The sequence below is a fragment of the Terriglobia bacterium genome (assembly GCA_020072645.1).
Classification (GTDB): Bacteria; Acidobacteriota; Terriglobia; order Terriglobales; family Acidobacteriaceae; genus Angelobacter.
The window spans coordinates 136,513-155,413 of sequence record JAIQGK010000011.1 but is presented as its reverse complement, the minus strand read 5'-3'; the positions used below and the strand labels follow the sequence as shown (position 1 = coordinate 155,413).

The 18,901-nt window shown below is 56.3% G+C and carries 15 protein-coding genes and 1 tRNA gene; 10 read left to right on the top strand and 6 right to left on the bottom strand.

Features of this window, described 5'->3' with window-relative positions; genetic code table 11:
- The first annotated feature begins 199 nt into the window (after window positions 1-199).
- The 3 genes from LAO76_16185 (at window position 200) to LAO76_16175 (ending at window position 2,076) form a co-directional block, all read left to right on the top strand.
- Window positions 200-296: transfer RNA gene (locus LAO76_16185), tRNA-Sec, on the top strand.
- A gap of 336 nt (window positions 297-632) precedes the next feature.
- Window positions 633-1,031, top strand: coding sequence for a hypothetical protein (locus tag LAO76_16180; protein ID MBZ5492467.1), 399 nt, complete (start codon window positions 633-635; stop codon window positions 1,029-1,031).
- Window positions 1,032-1,185: 154 nt separating this feature from the next.
- Entirely contained in the window at window positions 1,186-2,076 is an 891-nt protein-coding gene (locus tag LAO76_16175) for a hypothetical protein (GenBank protein ID MBZ5492466.1), read from the top strand.
- 47 nt (window positions 2,077-2,123) lie between these two features.
- Here the strand turns inward: LAO76_16175 and LAO76_16170 are convergent, their stop codons facing one another.
- Window positions 2,124-2,558: a hypothetical protein gene (locus tag LAO76_16170; protein ID MBZ5492465.1), complete on the bottom strand. Its 435-nt coding sequence runs from the start codon at window positions 2,556-2,558 to the stop codon at window positions 2,124-2,126.
- 194 nt (window positions 2,559-2,752) lie between these two features.
- Here LAO76_16170 and LAO76_16165 point away from each other — a divergent pair, with 194 nt between their 5' ends.
- Complete coding sequence (locus LAO76_16165; protein ID MBZ5492464.1) at window positions 2,753-3,139, top strand: metallopeptidase family protein; 387 nt, start codon at window positions 2,753-2,755, stop codon at window positions 3,137-3,139.
- A gap of 33 nt (window positions 3,140-3,172) precedes the next feature.
- Here the strand turns inward: LAO76_16165 and LAO76_16160 are convergent, their stop codons facing one another.
- Complete coding sequence (locus LAO76_16160) at window positions 3,173-3,340, bottom strand: hypothetical protein (GenBank protein MBZ5492463.1); 168 nt, start codon at window positions 3,338-3,340, stop codon at window positions 3,173-3,175.
- A 360-nt stretch (window positions 3,341-3,700) separates the two neighbouring features.
- Window positions 3,701-4,342, bottom strand: coding sequence for an ankyrin repeat domain-containing protein (locus LAO76_16155; GenBank protein ID MBZ5492462.1), 642 nt, complete (start codon window positions 4,340-4,342; stop codon window positions 3,701-3,703).
- A 283-nt stretch (window positions 4,343-4,625) separates the two neighbouring features.
- Between LAO76_16155 and LAO76_16150 the strand changes: the two genes are divergently transcribed.
- The 3 genes from LAO76_16150 to LAO76_16140 all read left to right on the top strand — a co-directional run bounded on the left by LAO76_16150 (window position 4,626) and on the right by LAO76_16140 (window position 8,160).
- Window positions 4,626-6,365: an amidase gene (locus tag LAO76_16150; GenBank protein MBZ5492461.1), complete on the top strand. Its 1,740-nt coding sequence runs from the start codon at window positions 4,626-4,628 to the stop codon at window positions 6,363-6,365.
- A 217-nt stretch (window positions 6,366-6,582) separates the two neighbouring features.
- Window positions 6,583-7,722 carry a M48 family metalloprotease gene (locus LAO76_16145; GenBank protein MBZ5492460.1) on the top strand — a complete coding sequence of 380 codons (1,140 nt, stop codon included), beginning with the start codon at window positions 6,583-6,585 and terminating at the stop codon, window positions 7,720-7,722.
- A 198-nt stretch (window positions 7,723-7,920) separates the two neighbouring features.
- Window positions 7,921-8,160, top strand: coding sequence for a hypothetical protein (locus tag LAO76_16140; protein ID MBZ5492459.1), 240 nt, complete (start codon window positions 7,921-7,923; stop codon window positions 8,158-8,160).
- A 104-nt stretch (window positions 8,161-8,264) separates the two neighbouring features.
- Here LAO76_16140 and LAO76_16135 read toward each other — a convergent pair whose 3' ends face one another.
- Window positions 8,265-8,807: an MmcB family DNA repair protein gene (locus LAO76_16135; protein ID MBZ5492458.1), complete on the bottom strand. Its 543-nt coding sequence runs from the start codon at window positions 8,805-8,807 to the stop codon at window positions 8,265-8,267.
- A 250-nt stretch (window positions 8,808-9,057) separates the two neighbouring features.
- Between LAO76_16135 and LAO76_16130 the strand changes: the two genes are divergently transcribed.
- Window positions 9,058-9,375, top strand: a complete 318-nt coding sequence (locus tag LAO76_16130; protein ID MBZ5492457.1) for a hypothetical protein — start codon at window positions 9,058-9,060, stop codon at window positions 9,373-9,375.
- A gap of 235 nt (window positions 9,376-9,610) precedes the next feature.
- On the opposite strand, the gene LAO76_16125 is transcribed toward LAO76_16130, so the two are convergent.
- Complete coding sequence (locus LAO76_16125) at window positions 9,611-11,761, bottom strand: cytochrome C peroxidase (GenBank protein ID MBZ5492456.1); 2,151 nt, start codon at window positions 11,759-11,761, stop codon at window positions 9,611-9,613.
- Between the two features lie 716 nt (window positions 11,762-12,477).
- The gene (locus LAO76_16120) at window positions 12,478-12,654 is read right to left on the bottom strand and encodes a hypothetical protein (protein ID MBZ5492455.1); all 177 of its coding nucleotides are present in this window, start codon (window positions 12,652-12,654) and stop codon (window positions 12,478-12,480) included.
- Between the two features lie 354 nt (window positions 12,655-13,008).
- Between LAO76_16120 and LAO76_16115 the strand changes: the two genes are divergently transcribed.
- Together LAO76_16115 and LAO76_16110 are read left to right on the top strand one after the other, a co-directional pair.
- Entirely contained in the window at window positions 13,009-15,471 is a 2,463-nt protein-coding gene (locus LAO76_16115) for a hypothetical protein (GenBank protein MBZ5492454.1), read from the top strand.
- Window positions 15,417-18,827 (top strand): hypothetical protein, encoded by a 3,411-nt coding sequence (locus tag LAO76_16110; GenBank protein MBZ5492453.1) that lies wholly within the window; start codon window positions 15,417-15,419, stop codon window positions 18,825-18,827. Before LAO76_16115 ends, LAO76_16110 begins: the two co-directional genes overlap by 55 nt.
- Window positions 18,828-18,901: the final 74 nt, after the last annotated feature.

Here is an 18,901-nt window from a genome sequence, read left to right as displayed (position 1 = left end):
TGCGGTCAGCAGTCAGTACTCAGCCAAGACGGTTTTACCGCAAAAAACGCAAAGTACGCAAAGTGCGCTGGGGGGATCGGTAGGTCTTGGTTTTCCGATCATTCGATCACCAGATCACGCGCGATCCCCCCGATGTTTCTTTCCGTGTCCTCGTGCCTCCGTGGTGGATGGAAATCTTTCCTGTACACTGATGCAACGCGGAAGCGCATGGGGTCCGGTGACCCTTCCGGTCTTCAAAACCGGCGAGAGTTAGCTTTGCTGGCTCTGGTGAGTTCGACTCTCACACGCTTCCGCCAAACCAACATCCTTATCTAAGAGATCCTTCGGCTCGCGTTGCTAGCTCAGGATTTCGCCTGCGGACTCTCCCCTTCGCAAATAACGCTCAGAGTCACGCCCGCAACCCGGCTCAAGTTCGACTCTCACACGCTTCCGCCATACTTTGTTTTCAATGGCTTAAGATCAACGCACGCCGCTCGCCAACCAGCGGTGCGGACATTTGCCAGCCGACCGTGCCTGAATGGCCATATTCTGCCATGTCCTTCGGTGGCAAGAAAGCGCACTTCATCGTTCCTTTCATTTGGGTAGATTGCTACCATTCAGCTTTAAACAAGTCAGGCCGGAGCAATATAAGGATGAAGAATCAGAGACGCGTTCGTTCACCCAGGTTTGTTGTGCCCAATAACGAGCAGGCGATTGTTTCAGTTGGCGCTGAAAAACTCAAAGGCACTCTTCATATGCTGTCCCTTACTGGTGGTACGGTTCGCATGGACAAGCGATTCGCTTCCGGCACATTCGCTGACATCGGGATACAAACTGCTTCCGGAACTTTCTCCGCTGCGATTGAGCTTTTGCCTATGGCGCGCAACAATGCGCAAGCTTTCCGCTTCATCGCCATGGGTCCTGTAGCTCGCAGCCGGTTAAATGACGGCCTGAGCAAAATGCGCGCGCAAGGATTCGCAGTAGAGAAAACTCCCTTGGACCAATTCCGTAGCCTGGCGCGACGCGTGCTCTCTGTTCGTTCCGCCAAATAAATTCTGCATCGTTACTTTCTCACGACGCCGTTAGTCTTCATCGGATAACGGAACCATCTACCACGCATTGAGTGCGCCTCGTCCCGCCTTTTCTCGCTTCGTTCGACGACCGGGATATAATCTCTGCCGCAGCGCCGTTGCAAAAGAGGTCCTGATGCTTTCATCACCAAATTTCTGGATGTGTTTTGCCGGGCTCCTCTATCTTGCCGCCGGAGTTTTCATCCTTCGCAAAGAACTCGGCGCGGCGCGCGGATGGGACAAGCTCATCGCACTGAGCCCGGTCTTCATCGCCGTTTCGCTTGCCGTATTTGCGCCGGAGCATTTCCGCGGCCCACAGTTTGTCCAGAATATGGTCCCACGCTGGATGCCGGGGCCGCACCGGCCCTGGGTGTATTTAGTGGGATGCGCGCTGCTCGCCGCGGCCACCAGCCTTACCGTGCGCAAGTTCATGCGCTTGTCGTCCACGCTGCTCGGGTTGATGTTCTTTCTTTTTGTCTGCATGCTTTATCTGCCGTCCGCCCTCAGGCATCCTACAAGTCGATTCGCGTGGATCTTCGTCTTCAGAGATCTCTCATTTTGTGCGGGCGCATGGGCGCTTGCCGGACTGCTTAGCCGCGCGTCTTCGCCGCAAGTAGCAAAATGTAAGATCATATTTTCGCGCCTCGTCCTGGCGATTGCCGCAGTCTTCTATGCCGTGCAACATTTTCTTTATCCACGGTCCGTGCCAGATATTCCTTTGGAAAAACTCACGCCTTCCTGGGTCCCCTTCCCCAGCGCTTGGGGATATCTTGGAGGAGCGGTTCTGCTGGCCGCCGGAATCGCCCTCGCCCTGAACATAAAACCTCGCACCGCGGCAATCTCAATTGGCGCATGGATGGCCGCCGTTACTTTGTTCCTGTATCTCCCTACTCTGATTCTCGCCGTCATTGGTTCGACGCAGGAGATCAATGAAGCATTAAATTACTTCGCGGACACATTGCTCTACGCCGGAGCGGCCCTCGCACTGGCATCGGCCTTGCCGCGCGATGGCAAAAGAGCGGCCTGACAAAGCGCCCGTACTTGACCAGTGCAGCGCCAGGTTTTCAAGATCCCCTACGCCGCGCGGGAAGTGTTCCACATTACGTTCACGATCCACCAGCGAGCCCCGTCATCGAGCAGTTGGATACTGTTCACGCCGTGTTCAAAAGGTGGTCCGTCCGGGCTGCGGAGAGAGTCATAGAAGCTCAGCACGTGGGCGAAGTGGCCAATTGTTTCAGTCTGGCGGCTCGTTTCCCTCTCCCAGAAATCTTCCCGCGCAAATATGGGATCCACGCGGCGAATAAAATCTTCAGTACTCAGCAAACGCACGCTGGCCTTTTCTCCCGCAATGGAGACAACCGGCATCAACTGCCCGCCCGGCAGGATAAGTGACCGAAAGCGGTCCCAGTCTCGCGGCTGTCCCACCGCTCCGGAAACAGTTTCATAGAAGGCGTGCAGAATGGCATCGAGCGTAGCAACGTCGGACGGGCGGGGTGCAGGAGTGGACATATTCTTCCTTTGTATCAGACTGAATGACGCATGGCGGAATAAGTGTTGAGAGAATCTCTTTGTTCTTCATTTTCCTTATCGTCGATTCCCAATCCGCGTTTATCCGCAGTAAGGTTTTTACGAATCTTCGCGCCTCCGCGGTAAGGTTTTGCCTTTACGCGCCTTGCCGCTTGTCCTGGTGGTAAAGTTAGCTCATGGTCGGCGACACAAATCCTGAAAGCTTTGAGCAGATTGTAGAGTGGGCATACACCACCCTGCCCCAGAAGATCAGGCGTCTGCCGGATTTTCCAGGTATTCAAGTGGTTGACGAGCCTCCTCCGGAGGTATTCAAGGAGATGGCGGACCGGGAGAAATGGCGCCACGGAACTGAGTTGTTGGGCCTGTACAGCGGCATCTTCAGGACAAAACGGTCATTCGCCCAGTTGCAGTATGCCCCGGAACTGATCTTTGTTTTTCGCGGCCCCATTCTGCGCTGTTCAAAAGGAGATCTGCGGGCGGAAGTAAAACAGGTGGTCTGGCATGAAGTTGCGCACTGGCTCGGCTATGAAACCGAAGAACAAGTGGAAGCTCTGGGGTTATGAGATGTTTCGACAGTTATCTGCCCTGACCAACGGCTAGGGATCGTTCCGGTGGACCATTCCGAGAATTCCGCCGACGATCAGACCTAGCGTCCCGACCATCAACACGACAAAGAGGTTCCCCGACACAAGCGATAGCAGCCACCCCAGAGCTACTCCGACCACAATTCCGGTGACTACAAACTTAAAGATATTCTTCGCCACGGACTCTCCGGTTGGACAATGATAAAACTGAGAAAAAACAACGCTATTCTGGCAAATAAATGAATCCTCGCGCTGGCATTTTGTCCACGGACTGTACTCGCCCATCGCAGCCGTACAAGACCACTTTGGCCCCATAAACGTCGCCAGGGGCCGAACACATTCGGAGATCGGACAACCCAGGGTCTGACTGTGGCACTTTTGGCTGCATTCCTCTTCCTGAGGGTGGTCCACAATGAAGGAAAATGTCCTTTTCTGTCCAACCAGGTCCCCCCCGCAGGTCGAGCTCACATGTGTTAACGAAATATGAATTTTGATTTTCCTGGCATGCTGCAAATTCCCGGACTGGGCATGGCTGGACGCTTAAGGCGTCCCGGCCCGCAGCGCGGCAAGCATCGCCGTATCGGCGCGCACCTGCTCGGATTCCAGCCACTCGGGCTCAACCGTTGCCCCGGCTGAGACGAGAAGCGCGGCCACCTCGCACTGCTTCCCTTGGTTTCCTGCCGGTGGGTTGTAGCGGCCATAGACTGCCCATCCCAGCGGCGTCGAATTATATTTTTCGTCCTTGAGGTCTAGATCGGAGCCACTGATCAGCCTTTCCGCCAGCCGATGCTCACCCAGCAGCGCCGCCCAATGAAGAGCGGTCTCCCCAAAGAGTCCGCGTAGTTCAGGCCTTGCTCCCGCATCCAGCAACCTCAGGCCTACCTCTTCCGCCGCAAGGCTCGCGGCCCCGATAAGAGGAGTATCGCTCTTCTTGCCATCCTCACGGTCTCTCTGAAAGTCGAGGTCCGCTCCGGCCTGGATGAGCGCTTCAACCAGTGGCAGCTCCTTGCCCTTTTGCAGCGCGCCCTCAAACAGCATGTCTGAGACATAGTGGAGCGGATGCGTAAGGATGCAATCGTTCTCTCCCCAGCGGATAAGTTCATTGCCACGCGAGGGATCCTCGATAAGCAGACGCCGCAAGGTGTCAGCGTCTCCGTTTCGGATGGCTGTCTTCATGTCCATGGCATTCGCCATTATATTGCGGCTTGCCCGATCTTTTTCAGTCTGATGCCTGTTGAAACCTTTCCTAAACGTACTCGGCAGCCTTGATAAAGCCGACCGCTTTTTCCAAGTAATCCTCGGAGTTAGATTCTTCAGTGAAGTTGATGTACCCGGGAATCAATACAGCAGTATGCCCCACACGACGCCCGAATGTCATTAGTCCAAACCTGTACCGTTTCCGCGCCATTCGCGTGCTTCCGCATTAGACAAACTCACTCCGCCAGTGCAGAATGTTTCCCTCATCATGAACCTCACCACTGATCGCCGTTCGTTCCTCGCGTATTTTTCCTCGCTTGGGTTGACCTCAACGCTTTTTCCCGGCGTCTTATGGGCGCGTCTCTCTGAAGCAAAGCCGTCTGACGCAACGCTTTCGGAAACGCCTGCGCCCCCACTGACCAAAGACATGCTGCGCGATGCCGCAGCAGTCGCCGGACTTGAGTTCACTGACGAGCAGTTGGACAAGATGCTCAAGGGCACCAGCGAGAACACGGTGAAGCTGCGCGACTTGCGCAAGATCGAAATCGACAACAGCGTTGCTCCGCCGCTCTACTTCAACCCGGTGCTTCCGGGAATGAAGATTGATCGCACGCGCCGTCCGTTCCGCGCAAGCGCGCCGCCTCGCGTGCAGCGGCCACCCAACTTGGAAGACGTGGCCTTCTGGCCGGTGACGAGCCTGAGCGAGCTGGTCCGCACGCGGCAGGTGACTTCCGTAGAGCTCACTGAGATGTATCTGGCCCGCGCCAAGCGCTACACCCCGAAGCTCAAATGTTTTGTCACCATCACGGATGATCTGGCGCTGCGCGAAGCGCGCGAGGCCGATAAGGAAATTGCCGCGGGCAAATATCGCGGGCCGCTACACGGCATCCCCTATGGAATCAAAGACCTGTTCGCGGTGAAAGGATATCCCACAACCTGGGGAGCGGCGCCGTTCAAAGACCGCATCATTGATATGGACGCGACCGTGGTCGCGCGGCTGCGCGAAGCCGGCGCCGTGCTCCTTGGCAAGCTTGCCACTGGAGAATTGGCGCTCGATGACATCTGGTTCGCGGGACAGACGATGAACCCGTGGGACACATCGATGGGATCGCAAGGTTCGTCCGCTGGGCCGGGATCGGCAACCGCCGGCGGATTAGTGGGCTTTTCCATTGGCACGGAAACATTGGGCTCGATCCTTGCGCCGTCGGCCATTTGCGGCGTGACGGGGCTGCGCCCGACGTTTGGACGTGTCAGCCGGTACGGCGCGATGGCGCTGAGCTGGAGCATGGACAAGACCGGCCCCATGTGCCGCTCAGTGGAAGATTGCGCGCTGGTGCTCAACGCCATTCAAGGCGCGGACAATCTTGACCTTGCCGCCGTGGACGTGCCCTTTAACTGGGACGCCACGCTCGATGTTCGCAAGCTGCGCGTTGCATACCTGAAGGCCGCGTTTGAAAATACGCGCCAGACGCCGCAAGTTGAGGCCAATGATCACGCCGCGCTGGATAAGATTCGCAGCCTGGGAATCGAACTGGCGGAGTTCAAGCTTCCTGAAAATCCAAAGCTTGATCCTTCGGCCATCCTCAACGCTGAAGGAATTTCCGCATTGCGTGATCCTGTGGAGACGCATCCAGATCAGCTCGCGCGCCCGGATCGCATCGCCGGCCAAAATGCTTATCGCCTTTATCCCGCGGCGGACTACGTGAACGCAAATCGCGCACGCATGCTGCTGATGCAGGAGATGGACAAGCTCATGGCAAAGATTGACGTCTATCTGCTGCCTTATGACTACGCCGACTACACGCCCAATCCCGTGGCCGACCGCAGCACGGGCATCACCAATCTCACCGGACACCCGAGCGTCACACTGCCACACGGCTTTGATGAGAAGGGCCATCCGACTGGGCTGACGTTTATCGGGAGGCTGTTTGGCGAAGCGCAGATGCTGGCGGTGGCCAAAGCCTATCAGGATTCAACCGGCTGGCATCTCAAACATCCAAAGCTCTGAGAAAGCCAGGGCTTGGAGCCGAAGCTCGATTCATCGCTAGCGCGATGAACGTCTGCCTAAAGGCACGCAATTCGCCAACGAATCGCTACACGCTGATACTGCCAGTGGGCCAGTTCTTCAAACTGACCCACAATCGGGGTTTCGCCCGCTCACGCCCGCTTATCGCCTCGCGGTATAATCATCTTCTCCAATGCTTGGCCGTCGAGGGAGGCAAATCGTGTTCCGCAGAAGATTTTTCCTGGGTTGGGCGCTCCTTCTATCCACCGGCTTTCTATCCGCCATGGCCTTTGCTGCACCGCAAGAGCAGAAGGACCAGAATAAGCAAACTAAAGCCAAGCAAAGCGAAGACAAGCAGGCCGAAGACAAGCAAACGCAAGAAAAGCAAGTCGGAGACGATGACAAGTTCTACCACGGCAAAGGAATCAATGACCTGAATGCCATTGGCAGCCGCAATGTAGGCTGCAATCGCGGACTGGGAAATTGGTACACGCTGGACAGCCAGGTAAGAATGGGCCAGGAGTTTGCCCAGCAGGTGGAACAGACGCAACACCTGATTACCGACCCCGTGGTGAATGAATACGTAAACCGCCTGGGGCAAAACCTTGTGCGCAACTCCGATTCAAAGCTGCCTTTCACCATCAAGGTGCTGGACGTGGAAGATCCCAACGCTTTTGCGCTGCCCGGCGGCTACATGTTTGTGAATGCCGGAAGCATTCTGCTGGCCGACGATGAGGCCGAACTTGCCGGGGTGATGGCGCATGAGATTGGGCATGTTGCGGCCTGCCATGCGGCGCGGGAGTCCACGCGCGGGGCCTTTGCCCAGATTGCGATGATTCCCGTGATCATTATGACTGGAGGCATTGCGGGGATTGGAGCCAATGAGGCCGCGAACTTTGGGATCCCGGCTGTCTTCAGCAAGTTTGGCCGCAACTTTGAGGCCCAGGCCGACTACCTTGGGATACAGTACGCCTACAAGGCGGGCTACGATCCCAATGGCATGATCGACTTTTTTGAAAAGATACAAGCCATGGAGAAGAGACGCGCGGGCTTCAGGGCCAGGCTTTATGGGGACCATCCGCAAACGCCGGACCGGATCGCGCAATCGCAGCGCGAGATTGGCTCCATTCTGCCGCCACGCGACCAGTACATTGTAAGCAGCTCGGACTTTGAGCAAGCCAAGAAGCGGCTGGCGCTGGTGATGAAACACAAGCTGCAAAAAGACGGCAAGGAAGAGCAGAAACCAGACCTGCGCCGCACGGCTGGAAGCAAGAACCCGAACGATACATCCCCTGACCAAAACGGTAAGAGCCAGGACGATGACCGTCCGGTGATCAAGCGCAAGCCCAGCGACAAGTAAGCCGTTTATCCTTAACGGCCTTGCGGCTTCGATGCGGGTTGATTCCCGACGATAAAGCGGTTGCTTATGGGCGATTGGCCCCACGCAGAAGCTGCCGACGAGCGCAACCGAAGCAGCGCGAGCATCATCTAAATTTGTGACTGCCGTTCTCGCACGCGCCCAACCTCTCACGGCGGCAGGTTCAAGCTGGAGATCCTTATGGAAGGCGCCGGTTCCGGAGACGATCTTCTTCCTGGTGCATTCTGCAGCCAGAGCGGCATTTATCAGGTGATCCACAGCGCGCATCGGCAGCCGCACAAAGTCCTGCTGCGGGCGCGCGATCTGTTCCCGCGATGTAAGGTTTGCGGTGACGCAGTGCGCTTCCGGCTGCTAAAGCAAATCAGTACGCTATCGCCACCGCGAGCAAAACGCGTGCGCAAGAAAAGCGCGGGGCGCTAATCTGAACAACCGATCTAAACAGTGATCGCCACAATGAATCGTAGCAAATGCTCTGCGGCCAGGTTTGATTCGCGTTTCTTCGCGTTGATTCGCGGCTGGTTCGGTCACACCAGATGCACATTTGGCTCGGCTTCAGGCGCGACGACGCCTTCCGGCAGGCGTCCACCGTTGTATTCAGCCAGCCGGTTCTTCCACTTTAGAAAATCCGTGATCGTCTGCGGCTCAATGCGGACTTCCACGCGGCGCAGGCTGGCCAGCAGCAAATTCATTTCCCACATCAGGCCGGTCTGGCTGCGCTGGGCCTGGCGGCACGGCTTCACCGCCATGCGAACTTCGCGTCCTTTGCATTCCAGCAGTCCCCATTTTGGCGGCAGCTCGCCGGCGCAGACAAGGCCTTGCGGCGCGAGATAGAAGCGCTCACAGCCCATGGCCAGCTCAGGATCTTTGCGGAAAGGCTTTTCCTGGTCGGCAAAAAAGTCAGCGCGCGACACCTTGCATTCCACCACCACGGAGCGGCACTTGCCCTTCCAGGCGATCACGTCGGGCGTCTCGCCGCTGGCGCAAGACTGCTCTGACAGGACGATTCCACAACGATATCGGGTGCGAAGCCACTGCTCGGCCATCCGGACAAGCTGCTGATGGGTCATGAATGATGTTGTAACGCAGAATGCGGCGCAGGGAAAGTATTTTGAAAGAGACGGGCTCACCGCGGAGGCGCTGAGACGCGGAGAAAAGCAAAACTTTACCCCAGATTAGTATCGCTCGGTGTTTCAATTTGGATTTTTTGGCAATTCCGCGATTTTGGCAATGTTCCCGAATCCGCTTTTATCCGTGTTAATCCGCAGTCAGTTCCGTTCCGCTCTACCTCCGCGCCTCGATGGTGATATTCTTCGCCCCATGAATCAGCGACAACAAAGTGGCATGGCCAAAGCGCCGGCGATATTGCTTTTGCTGGCTGTGGCGATCTTTGCAGCCGGCGCGGTGCGCTACTATCGGCATGAAAACTTCTCTTTGGCGCAGGCGGGCTATTGCCTGGTTGCGGTGCTGGCATCGCTGGTGGTCCTGCTGGTTTTTGATTACACGCTCCATCATGCCAAGATCGCGGCAGTGATGGTGCTGATTTTCGTCGCCCTGTTTCTGGTGGCCAGCCCGGCGTTTTGTGTGGGTATGGGACTGGGGCTGGCGGGAATGGCGATTGTGCAGAGGCGAGAATAAGACCTTATTACTGATCAACACTGATCCCACTGATCTGAACTTGCCATGATCGCCAAAATCGCAACATTTGAGGATCGGAAGCGGAAGCCTACCGCGGAGGCGCGGACAAAATCAGCTGAGCAAAAATCGCAGGCGAGGGCGCCTGCGCTCCACAATTCATTTCCAATAAAAAAAGAGGCCGCCTTTTTTTGCGACCTCTTAATCAATCAACAGCTTACAAATGTTACAAACCGTTTTACTGGCAGGCTGACGAAGACGCTCCGGCCAATGAATCGCAGAACCTGGCCTGGGGCGCTCCGCCGGCGGCGCCGGTAGCTGGGATAGTGATTGTTTGTTCCGTCAAAACTCCGTTGTTCACCACTGCGCCGTTCGGCACGGTGAGTGAAGGATGATCAAAGGGCGCGCTCTGGCTGCGCACTCGCTCATCGGTAAGCGACTTCAGGAAAGCGACGACCGCAACTTTATCGAGCGGACCAAAGCTTGCCCGTTCAAGATTGGGGTCCATGTCCGCGGACGGGAAATCACCGCGGCGGCTGTAGAAGTCAACCACCTGGCCGAGCGTGGCCTGGCCGCCGTTCACAAAGAATGGAGCGGTCAGTTCGACGTTGCGCAGGCTGGGCGTCTTAACTGCTCCGCCCACAGCAACCGGCGCACCGGCTGGGACTGCAGTTCCGGTGACCTGTCCCATGGAAGCGAGCTGAGCGACTGAGAGCGAGGCTAATCCAGAAGGATCAGAGGCCGCGATTCCCATGTCGTCATCAGTGGGACGAACGCCGATGTTGTGGAAGCCGATGTCATGCCAGCGTCCGCCGGGCAGTTGCTCAACCACCGAGCCGCCGTGGTGCAGAACATTGGATACCGTGGCATCAGTAAACTCAGCGCCGTTGTGGCAATTGATGCAGCCGCCTTTACCTTCAAAGCGATTCAGGCCGAGCTGCTCAAGCGAAGTAAGAGCAGAGCGGTTGCCTTCCATGAACTGGTCAAAGCGTGAGCTATCTGAAACCAGGGTTGACTCATACATCTGGATAGCTACTCCCCAGAACATAGAGAAGTTGTACTCCATCTGTGAGTATTCATCAGTATTTTGTGGCGTACCGTTGAATAGTATGTTGCTATTCGCATCAACTACTACATTAGAGCTCCACCACTTGGGCTGGAAAGCTGCCTTGATCATGGAGATATAGTTTGTAGTCAAGCCGTTGGCAGGAGCCGCGCTCAAGCTGCCGAGAACGCTATCATCTGGGGCGACCTGTTGCAGCGCCAGCGGAGTGAGCATGAGCATCTTCTTGCCCATCTTCACAAACGGACGTCCTGCAGCAGACATTTCAACGTCGCTACCCGGAGGTCCAACAGCCTGCGATGCCAGCGCAGAGTTCGAGAGACGAAGCGTGACCTCGATAGTAGCGTTCGGGTTGCTGGGATCGACCGAGATTAACTTTGCGCTAGGATCACCGGCGCCAAAAGGATTCACGCCGTTAAAGGTCTGTTGCGCGCGGCCGTCCCAGAAATTGCGGTAGTTGAAAACCGCATTGATTACAGGAGGCGCGTTGCGCGGAGTAGAACGGCGCACGTTCAGCGTGCCGCCATTACCGTCAGAGATGCTCCAGACAGGATCGGCGACGCCAGTTTCGTTTTCCGCGGCCTGGCCAAGCACCACATCATTAAAGTTGTTGCGGAACACACCCTGCGACCCCACGATGTTGTTGTTGTCGCGAGTAGAGGTGTGTAGAGGAAAGTCACTCAGGCTGAGAGCATAGTTCGGTCCAAAGCCTGCGTGGAAAGTAGTTGAATCCGCCGCGGGATTGCCGTTGCCATCAACGCGACGCAAGCCAGGATCAGTCTGGTTGGTGGTGCGGCTGTCCGCGCCAGCATTGAAATGGCAGGTAGCGCAGGCTGTCTGGCCGTCGCTGCCAAATTGCATTTCCCAGAAGAAAGCCTTGCCCAGAGCGATGGCCGCGTTCTTGTCCTGGATCAGGTCGGCAAGCTCAGCCGCGGTTGGCCCGGGGACAGTAATGGTTTTTAGCGAAGCAAGGCCACGGCCATCATGACCGCCTGCCCCATTTCCGCCACCACCATTTCCGCCTTTACCACCGCCATTGCCACCATTTCCTCCGCCGCCACCATTTCCACCTTTGCCGCTGCCGGTGCCGCCTCCATTATTGCCGCCGCCACCTTGATCGCCACCGCCATTTCCGCCTTTGCCTTTTTGTCCGCTGGCCTGGACGCCGCCATTTCCACCCCTACCGCCCTGGCCGCCATTGCCGTTGTCTTGACCGCCACCACCTCCGCCGCCTTTGGCAGAGAGATAGGTGACACTGAGTAGTGTGATCGCGCAAAGAGAAAGTATCAGCACGACCAATTTTTTGAGTTTGCTTTGGGAAAGCATTTGAAGCGCTCCTTGTGTGCTCCACTGACCGGACAATGCGTGTGGTGAACAAGATGCTTCGTCGGCTGACGAACACTGCTGCATAGCCAAAGTAAAAACTGGATAAATTAAGCGTGAAGCTGCGGGGCCGGAAACCCAGTTCTTGCCTTACATTGCCTTCAGTGACCTTCAGCGCCGTCGCACCACGGCACTTGTTGAGGGTCCTTGTTTTTTGTGGCTGCCCTACATCCACCGGAAGAATGCACTTCCCGCGGATGACCAAAGCATCCACCCGTCGATACCCGCTCAGAGTGCGCCCGCCAACTTAGGACTTCATTAAGGCCGTATTAAATTCTTTAACAAATCGTATTCCGTTATATTTTTCTGCGCTCCTCCGTACACAATGCAAAACCCTGCACAATCCCCCCCCGATCGCCGGTGCGTCGCGCCTCTGGCCGCGCCAGGAGAGCCTCATCATCAAACATGCTTCAATGTCGGTGCGACGCGGGACAGGCAGGAAGTTCGGCAATAGATAAGCTTCCATTTAGGGCACGGGGACGTGGAGAAGCGTCGCTAGAGAAATGGCTAGGAAATCATTAGGGCAACATAGAAGTTATGCATACTTGAAGTTAGTCAAAGACTACATCTCGCCGGCTCTCAGATGGATTGCTCAATCCTCTTTTATTATTCTCAGTCGCGCCTAGCTGAAACCTTGCCGATATTGTGAGCGAGGTCTCTTATCCGCGATCGGCATCCGCCAGCAGCTTTCCCAGGTTGGGTTTGTGCTTATCTTTTTTTGCGTGCTTCTTGTTCTCCGCGCGCTTCACTGGTGGAGGAGTCCCCAGCACAGCCCGCGACGCCGCCTTTACCGCGCTCGTCGCACTAAATTTCTTGAGCTTCTTCTTTTTTGGCACGATAGCTATTTAACCACGAATGCGCAAAATCACTGGAGGCTTTCCAAAGTGTTAGCCGTTCCGACGTCAAAGAGAACTTTGATTGAAGACTTCCCCATTCGAAATCAATCTCCACGCCACATTGCTCAACACGCCATTTATGTGGATGCCATAAGATTCTTGATCAAGCCAGGCCGCATTTTCAACGCATCCTGCGCCGCCCATTGCCGACTTGTTCGCGTTGCTGTTTACAAACTAGTCACTTGTCGCCCGCTCCCATCCCCATTTATAAAATTTAGCCACACCCCTTAAGAAGTTGGTTCCCTGAATTTCTCCGCGCAACAAGCTACACAAAATCTGCTTCAAGGTGAGTTCATGAAATTTGCCAAGTGGTTACAGCTTTTCGCCATCATTTTTGGAGTCAACACCCTGCTTTTGGCTCAGTCTGCTCCTAACCTTGAGAATGGATTCAAGCCCTATGGGTCCTATGAAGGCAGCCAGCTCGATACAGTGAACCTCATGAACGGCAATGTGATTTTCCACGCGCCGCTGACGCCGGAAACTCCGCAGCGCGGCTCTCTCAAGGTTTCCAACACCCTCTATTCGACGTCGCAAGACTGGCAGGTGGTATGCAACCCCGGCTGCAAGTGGGCCAAAGGCGGAGCCGGGATATTTCTCCAATCCTCGCCCTTCCTGAAGCTGCACCGCACCATCGAGATGAACCATATCTACGACAACCTAGCCGTGCTGTATGCGTACGACTACAGCATCACCAGCGAGAGCGGCAGCGTCCATAAGTTGCACGGGGTAGCCGGCACAGAAGACCAATACGGCGAGCCCACGCAGTTCGATTCAATCGACCTCACTGGTTTTCATCTGGCAATGAGCAATCCCGATGGTTCCACCGGCGTCTTGCAGGATTTCACTGTCACCGATCGAAGCGGGAACAAATTCGAAGGAACATTTGCCGGCGGCCATTGCACCAAGGCGGGAAACTATTTGCTGAGCGGAGGGCTCACCGGAGGAGTTTTCGCACCCATGCAGGACGATGCATCGGTCGGCGAGCAATATTGTTCGGAGTTCGGATTCCCGAGCCTGATAACAGACAGCAATGGCAATCAGATTTCCATGACAGGCACGGGGACTATTGACACTCTCGGGAAGCCGCCTGCTCTGATGGGTGGTCCCGGCGGCAGCACCACGGATTTTTCCGGCTGCGTGAGCCCTTATGCAATCAGCAGCGCCTGGTTCAACAGCTATCAGGACCCGAACGGAGTATCCCAAACGGTAAAAACCTGCTTCTCCTTCGTTCCCATCCAGACGGCTTTCAATGTTTCCGGCGTGGCGGAAGACGCCAGCGATTCCACCTGGCAGTTTGTTGGATTGATGAGCGTAATCCTGCCGAATGGAACATACTGGGGATTCACCTACGATAATTACGGAGAGATAACCTCAATCCACCTGCCGACGGGCGGAAGCATCTCTTACGCATGGACGACGGTCAACTATCTCGGCTGCGGCGGTGGGGCATATCCATACAGTCGCGCTGTCCAAACCCGCACTTTGGATGATGGCCTGGGGCACACCTCCGTTTGGAGGTATAACTGGGGTCCCCTTTCCGGCGGCATGCGTGTGAACACCGTGACAGATCCCGCGGGAAACGATATGGTTCACACTTTCACTGATCTGAGCGCAGCTGCCGGACTGGGGCCTGGCTGCCGCCTTTACGAGACCAGTACGGTTCAATATCAGGGCGCCGCCGGCAGCAACAATAAGCTGCAGCGCGTAGATACCTCATACTCGTCAACCAGCATGTTGACGGACGACGGCACTGGAACTACCCAACTTGGGAACGTTTTTGCCACTGACGTGGTGACCACGGTTTATCCCAGCGGCAAGGTCAAAAAAGTACACAAAGATCCCGATCCCGGCCTGGGAGCAGGGCTGCCCAGCTTCGGCAACGTGATCAAGGAGCTTGATTATGACTGGGGAGCAAACGCACCCGGCCCCGTGTTGCGCGAAACCGACACGATCTTCCAATGGCAGAAGACTGACGCATCCGGCAATCGCCCTTACCTAGCGGCTCATCTTCTCGATCTGCCCGCTTCCACCATCACCATAGACCCGAGTGGGGCAAACCCCAAATCGAGTTGTCCGTTGGCAGTCACCTCGACAGGGACTACGACCACAAACTGCCTGACTGAAACCGATTACGTTTATGACGAACCGGGATATCTGACCACTCCCACGCCGGCCATCACCACCCAGCATGTCGCGGCACCCTGGAGCGTTCGCGGAAATCCGACCACGGTGAGCCATTGGCTCAGTTCCAGCAACAGCTTTATCTCCAGCCACACCAACTGGTTCGACACGGGAGAGCCATATCAGGCGATTGATCCGCTGGGGCATACCACAACCCACAGCTACGACCCATTCTATGTGGGAGGTTATTCCACCCAAACCTGCTCGCCCTCGACCAGCGGTGTGGCACACTGCGTAAGCGGAACCTACGATTTCAACACCGGCCTTCTTACCAGCCTGACCAATGAAAATGCCACGGCACAGGCCAGCGGCAACACCCCCGGTGATGCCGCCCACACCACAACGTTTCAGTATGACCAGCTGCTTCGTCCCAGCAAATCCATTGCTCCGCCTGATCCGGGCAATGGCGGCGCGCAGGCACAAATCACGTTGACCCATTCCGATTCGCTTCCCTGGACGCTGACCCTGCAAAAGTCGGTCACTACCGCGCTCTCAACTCCTCCAGCAGCAGCTATGACGGGTTGGGACGCGTTTTCCAGACCCAGCACGTCCTGCCCAATGGCACATCCACGGTAACTACCACGTTTGATGAAGCGCACAGCCAGACGATCGTAACGAACCCTTACTTCAGCACCGCCGACCCTACATACGGCAGCACGACAACTCTCTCTGACGCGTTGGGCCGGGCCATTCAGATAACGGAGCAGGACGGCAGCATCAAGAAAGTCGATTATGACGTGGTGGCGCTTTCCGGGGCCGCGGGGAATTGCACGCTTACAACTGATGAAGCGAATAAGGTGCGCCGCACCTGCACAGACGGCGTGGGGCGGCTGGTGGAAGTGGATGAGCCGAATGCCGGAGCCGCCGCGACCTATGCGCAGGCCACAATCACCATCGGCGGCATCGGCGAGCAGTCCAATCCTCTTCCCGCAGCTTATGGATCCGGTTATGTCGACATCGGCGGAGTAGAAGGTACTTTCCAAAGTTGTACTGATCCATTGCCGCCCCGGCAGCCTGTTTGCAACACGGCCTATGACCTTGGAACAGTTTCCATCCAGGTTGGGTCCTATCCGGCGAAGAGCGCTAATTTTGGCAACAGCACCACCACGACAGCCACTGTGGCCTACGCTCTAGCTGCGGCTTTTCACAATGACACTGCGGCCCCGGCGGATGGCGCTATTTCACCCACCAACTCAAGCCGCGTTGTGCTTACCGCACGCAATGCTGGTAGCGCTGGAAACTACGCTCTTTCCGCCAGTCCCTTGCAACCCGTGGCCCCGGATTTTTATGGAACACCGTCCGGCGCGAGCTTTACTGGCGGCCGCGATGCCAGCAGCAGCCCCGATACCGGAACCGTCACTATCACGGTAAACGGCACCCCCTACCAGACCACTTACGGCGGGGCTGACAACTTTGCCACTATCGCGCAGAGGCTTGCAAGCCTGATTAGCGCCGGCAGCCTGGCCAATGCTTCAGCTTCCGGCGCGACCGTGACCATCACGGCAAAGTCTGCCGGCCCCGGCGGCGATTACTCATTCACGACCTCTTACTCCTATGACAGCGCGCATTTCGGGCAGCCGTCGTTTATCCCTTCCCCGATCAGCGGGGCAATGGTCGGTGGTTACAATGCCGCGGTTATTGACAACCAGCCCTTCCGCACGTTCTATGCCTATGACGCTCTGGGCAATCTGTTGCGTGTGGACCAGAAAGGCACCGCGCCCTCAGACAGCACACAGTGGCGCACCCGCACATTTACTTACGATTCGCTTTCTCGGCTGCTTACGGCCACTAATCCTGAATCCGGGACGATTACATACTCTTACGATGCGGACGGCAATCTGCTGCAGAAGACCTCGCCCGCGCCCAACCAGACCAGCACGGCGACGCAGACCGTAAGCTACTGCTACGACGAACTGCATCGTGTCACGGGTAAAGGCTACGGCGCGCAGAGTTGTCCACTGGCCACGCCCGTTGTAACTTACGTTTACGACTCCGGCACAAATGCCATTGGCAAACTGACCTCACTCACTGACCAAGCTGGAACAGCCGGCTACACATATGACATTTTGGGAAGACTCACGGCGGAGACGCGGACGCTCATTGGCGCAAATAACACCTCCATCCCCAAAAACCTGAGCTACTCATACAATCTCAACGGTTCACTCAAGACCCTCACGTATCCCAGTGGCAATGTGGTTACTTACACGCCCGATGCTGCCGGTCGAACGCTTTCAGCCATTGACAGCGGCAACGGGATCAACTATGTCACCGGCGCAACATACGGCCCGGACAGCGCGCTTACAGGCTTCATCAGCGGCTACAGCGCAACATTTGCCGGGATCACGAATGCGTCCACTTATAACAAGCGTCTTCAGCCGGTGAACATGTCGGCCAATGCACCCAGCCAGACTGTCTTCTCCATTGGCTATGACTTCCACGTGGGCAACGGAACATCTGGCGTGGATAATGGCAACGTCTTTGGCATCACGAATTACAAAGACACCACACGCAGCCAGACGTTCACGTATGACGCGCTGAACCGGCTCGCCTCGGCCCAGAATGCGGGAACCGACTGCAGCGTCACCGTTCTGGGTGGTCTGAAGAAGTTCTGGGGCAACACCTACGCCTATGACGCCTGGGGCAACCTGCTCAACAAAACCAAGATCGGCACAGCCTGCGCCGGAGAAAACCTCAGCCTCACCGCCGATGCCCACAACTGGATTCACGCCACCGGCGGCTCTGATTACCAGTATGACGCGGCGGGCAACATGACGTTCAACGCTACACCGCCCACGCAGACTTACACCTACGACCAGGAAAACCGACTCACCGGCGCTGCCGGATACGCCTACACCTACGACAGTGACGGCAACCGGGTACGCAAATCAAGCGGCAGCACCGGAACGCTCTACTGGTATATGACGCCAGGAATCGTCGGCGAAAGCGATCTGAGCGGAAACCTGACCGATGAATATGTTTTCTTCGGCGGCGAGCGCGTCGCCCGCAAGAGCACCAACGGCGTTTTCTATTACTTCTCTGATCACCTCAAAACCGCTTCGGTAATTACCGATTCCGCTGGCAACATCAAGAGCGAATCTGATTTCTATCCCTGGGGCGGCGAGCTTCAGTTCGTTGCGAACGACTCCAACCACTACAAATTCATAGGGAAAGAGCGGGATTCAGAAACACAACTCGATTACTTCGGGGCAAGGTATTACTCGAATGGTTTGGGAAGGTGGGTTTCGGCAGATTGGAGCCCGACGCCGATTCCGGTGCCGTATGCCGATTTTGGCGATCCGCAATCGCTAAATCTCTATGGATTCGTCGGAGGAAATCCGGCGAGCAAGGCGGATCCGGACGGACATGATTGGCAGCTGGCGCTCGCCGGTGGAGGGACACTATCAGCCCTTACAGAGAGCGCGCCTCTCTGGGCGAGTAACCCCATCGGATGGACGGTCGTCGGGGTGGCAGCTGTGGCCGCAATCGGATATGTGGCTTATGAGCATTATCACGGCGACAAGGCGCAGCCAAAAGTAGCGGATAAAACCGCGCCCGCTGGAGCTGTGCCTGGAACTCAGACAAAGACAGACACGCAACCGGTAGTGCACGAGGTTGATCCCGCTAAGACTCCTCAAGCTGCAGACCACGTAAGGGATGCCCAAGCAAAGGGACAACCGAAGGTAGTCACGGTTGGCACCCGTGCCGATAAAGCCGCTCGGAGAAGAGATGCGCTAAAAGGTGTTCCTGTAGTTGATGGGAAGCATCGAAATGAGTATCCTCCTGCTTGGTCTGCGGAAGGGGGGCAGGGAGCAGACGTAAGGCACATAGATCCACCCGACAATATGTCAGATGGTGGATCAATGGGGCAAACGGTTAAAGATCTGCCAGAAGGCACAAAAGTAGAAATCAAGATAAAGGATACTCCAAAATGACGCGGTTAGAAGAACTGCTTTCAATCAGTTCGGAAGCTCTAGGAGGGGTGCCACGGAACCGACATCTCTGTTTT

Bases quoted from the DNA above. Each gene is read 5' to 3' on its own strand.
- LAO76_16155 (MBZ5492462.1), bottom strand. From the start codon at position 4,342: ATGGACATGAAGACAGCCATCCGAAACGGAGACGCTGACACCTTGCGG.
- LAO76_16165 (MBZ5492464.1), top strand. From the start codon at position 2,753: ATGGTCGGCGACACAAATCCTGAAAGCTTTGAGCAGATTGTAGAGTGG.
- LAO76_16125 (MBZ5492456.1), bottom strand. From the start codon at position 11,761: ATGCTTTCCCAAAGCAAACTCAAAAAATTGGTCGTGCTGATACTTTCT.
- LAO76_16170 (MBZ5492465.1), bottom strand. From the start codon at position 2,558: ATGTCCACTCCTGCACCCCGCCCGTCCGACGTTGCTACGCTCGATGCC.
- LAO76_16115 (MBZ5492454.1), top strand. From the start codon at position 13,009: ATGAAATTTGCCAAGTGGTTACAGCTTTTCGCCATCATTTTTGGAGTC.
- LAO76_16135 (MBZ5492458.1), bottom strand. From the start codon at position 8,807: ATGACCCATCAGCAGCTTGTCCGGATGGCCGAGCAGTGGCTTCGCACC.
- LAO76_16150 (MBZ5492461.1), top strand. From the start codon at position 4,626: ATGAACCTCACCACTGATCGCCGTTCGTTCCTCGCGTATTTTTCCTCG.
- LAO76_16175 (MBZ5492466.1), top strand. From the start codon at position 1,186: ATGCTTTCATCACCAAATTTCTGGATGTGTTTTGCCGGGCTCCTCTAT.
- LAO76_16180 (MBZ5492467.1), top strand. From the start codon at position 633: ATGAAGAATCAGAGACGCGTTCGTTCACCCAGGTTTGTTGTGCCCAAT.
- LAO76_16130 (MBZ5492457.1), top strand. From the start codon at position 9,058: ATGAATCAGCGACAACAAAGTGGCATGGCCAAAGCGCCGGCGATATTG.
- LAO76_16140 (MBZ5492459.1), top strand. From the start codon at position 7,921: ATGGAAGGCGCCGGTTCCGGAGACGATCTTCTTCCTGGTGCATTCTGC.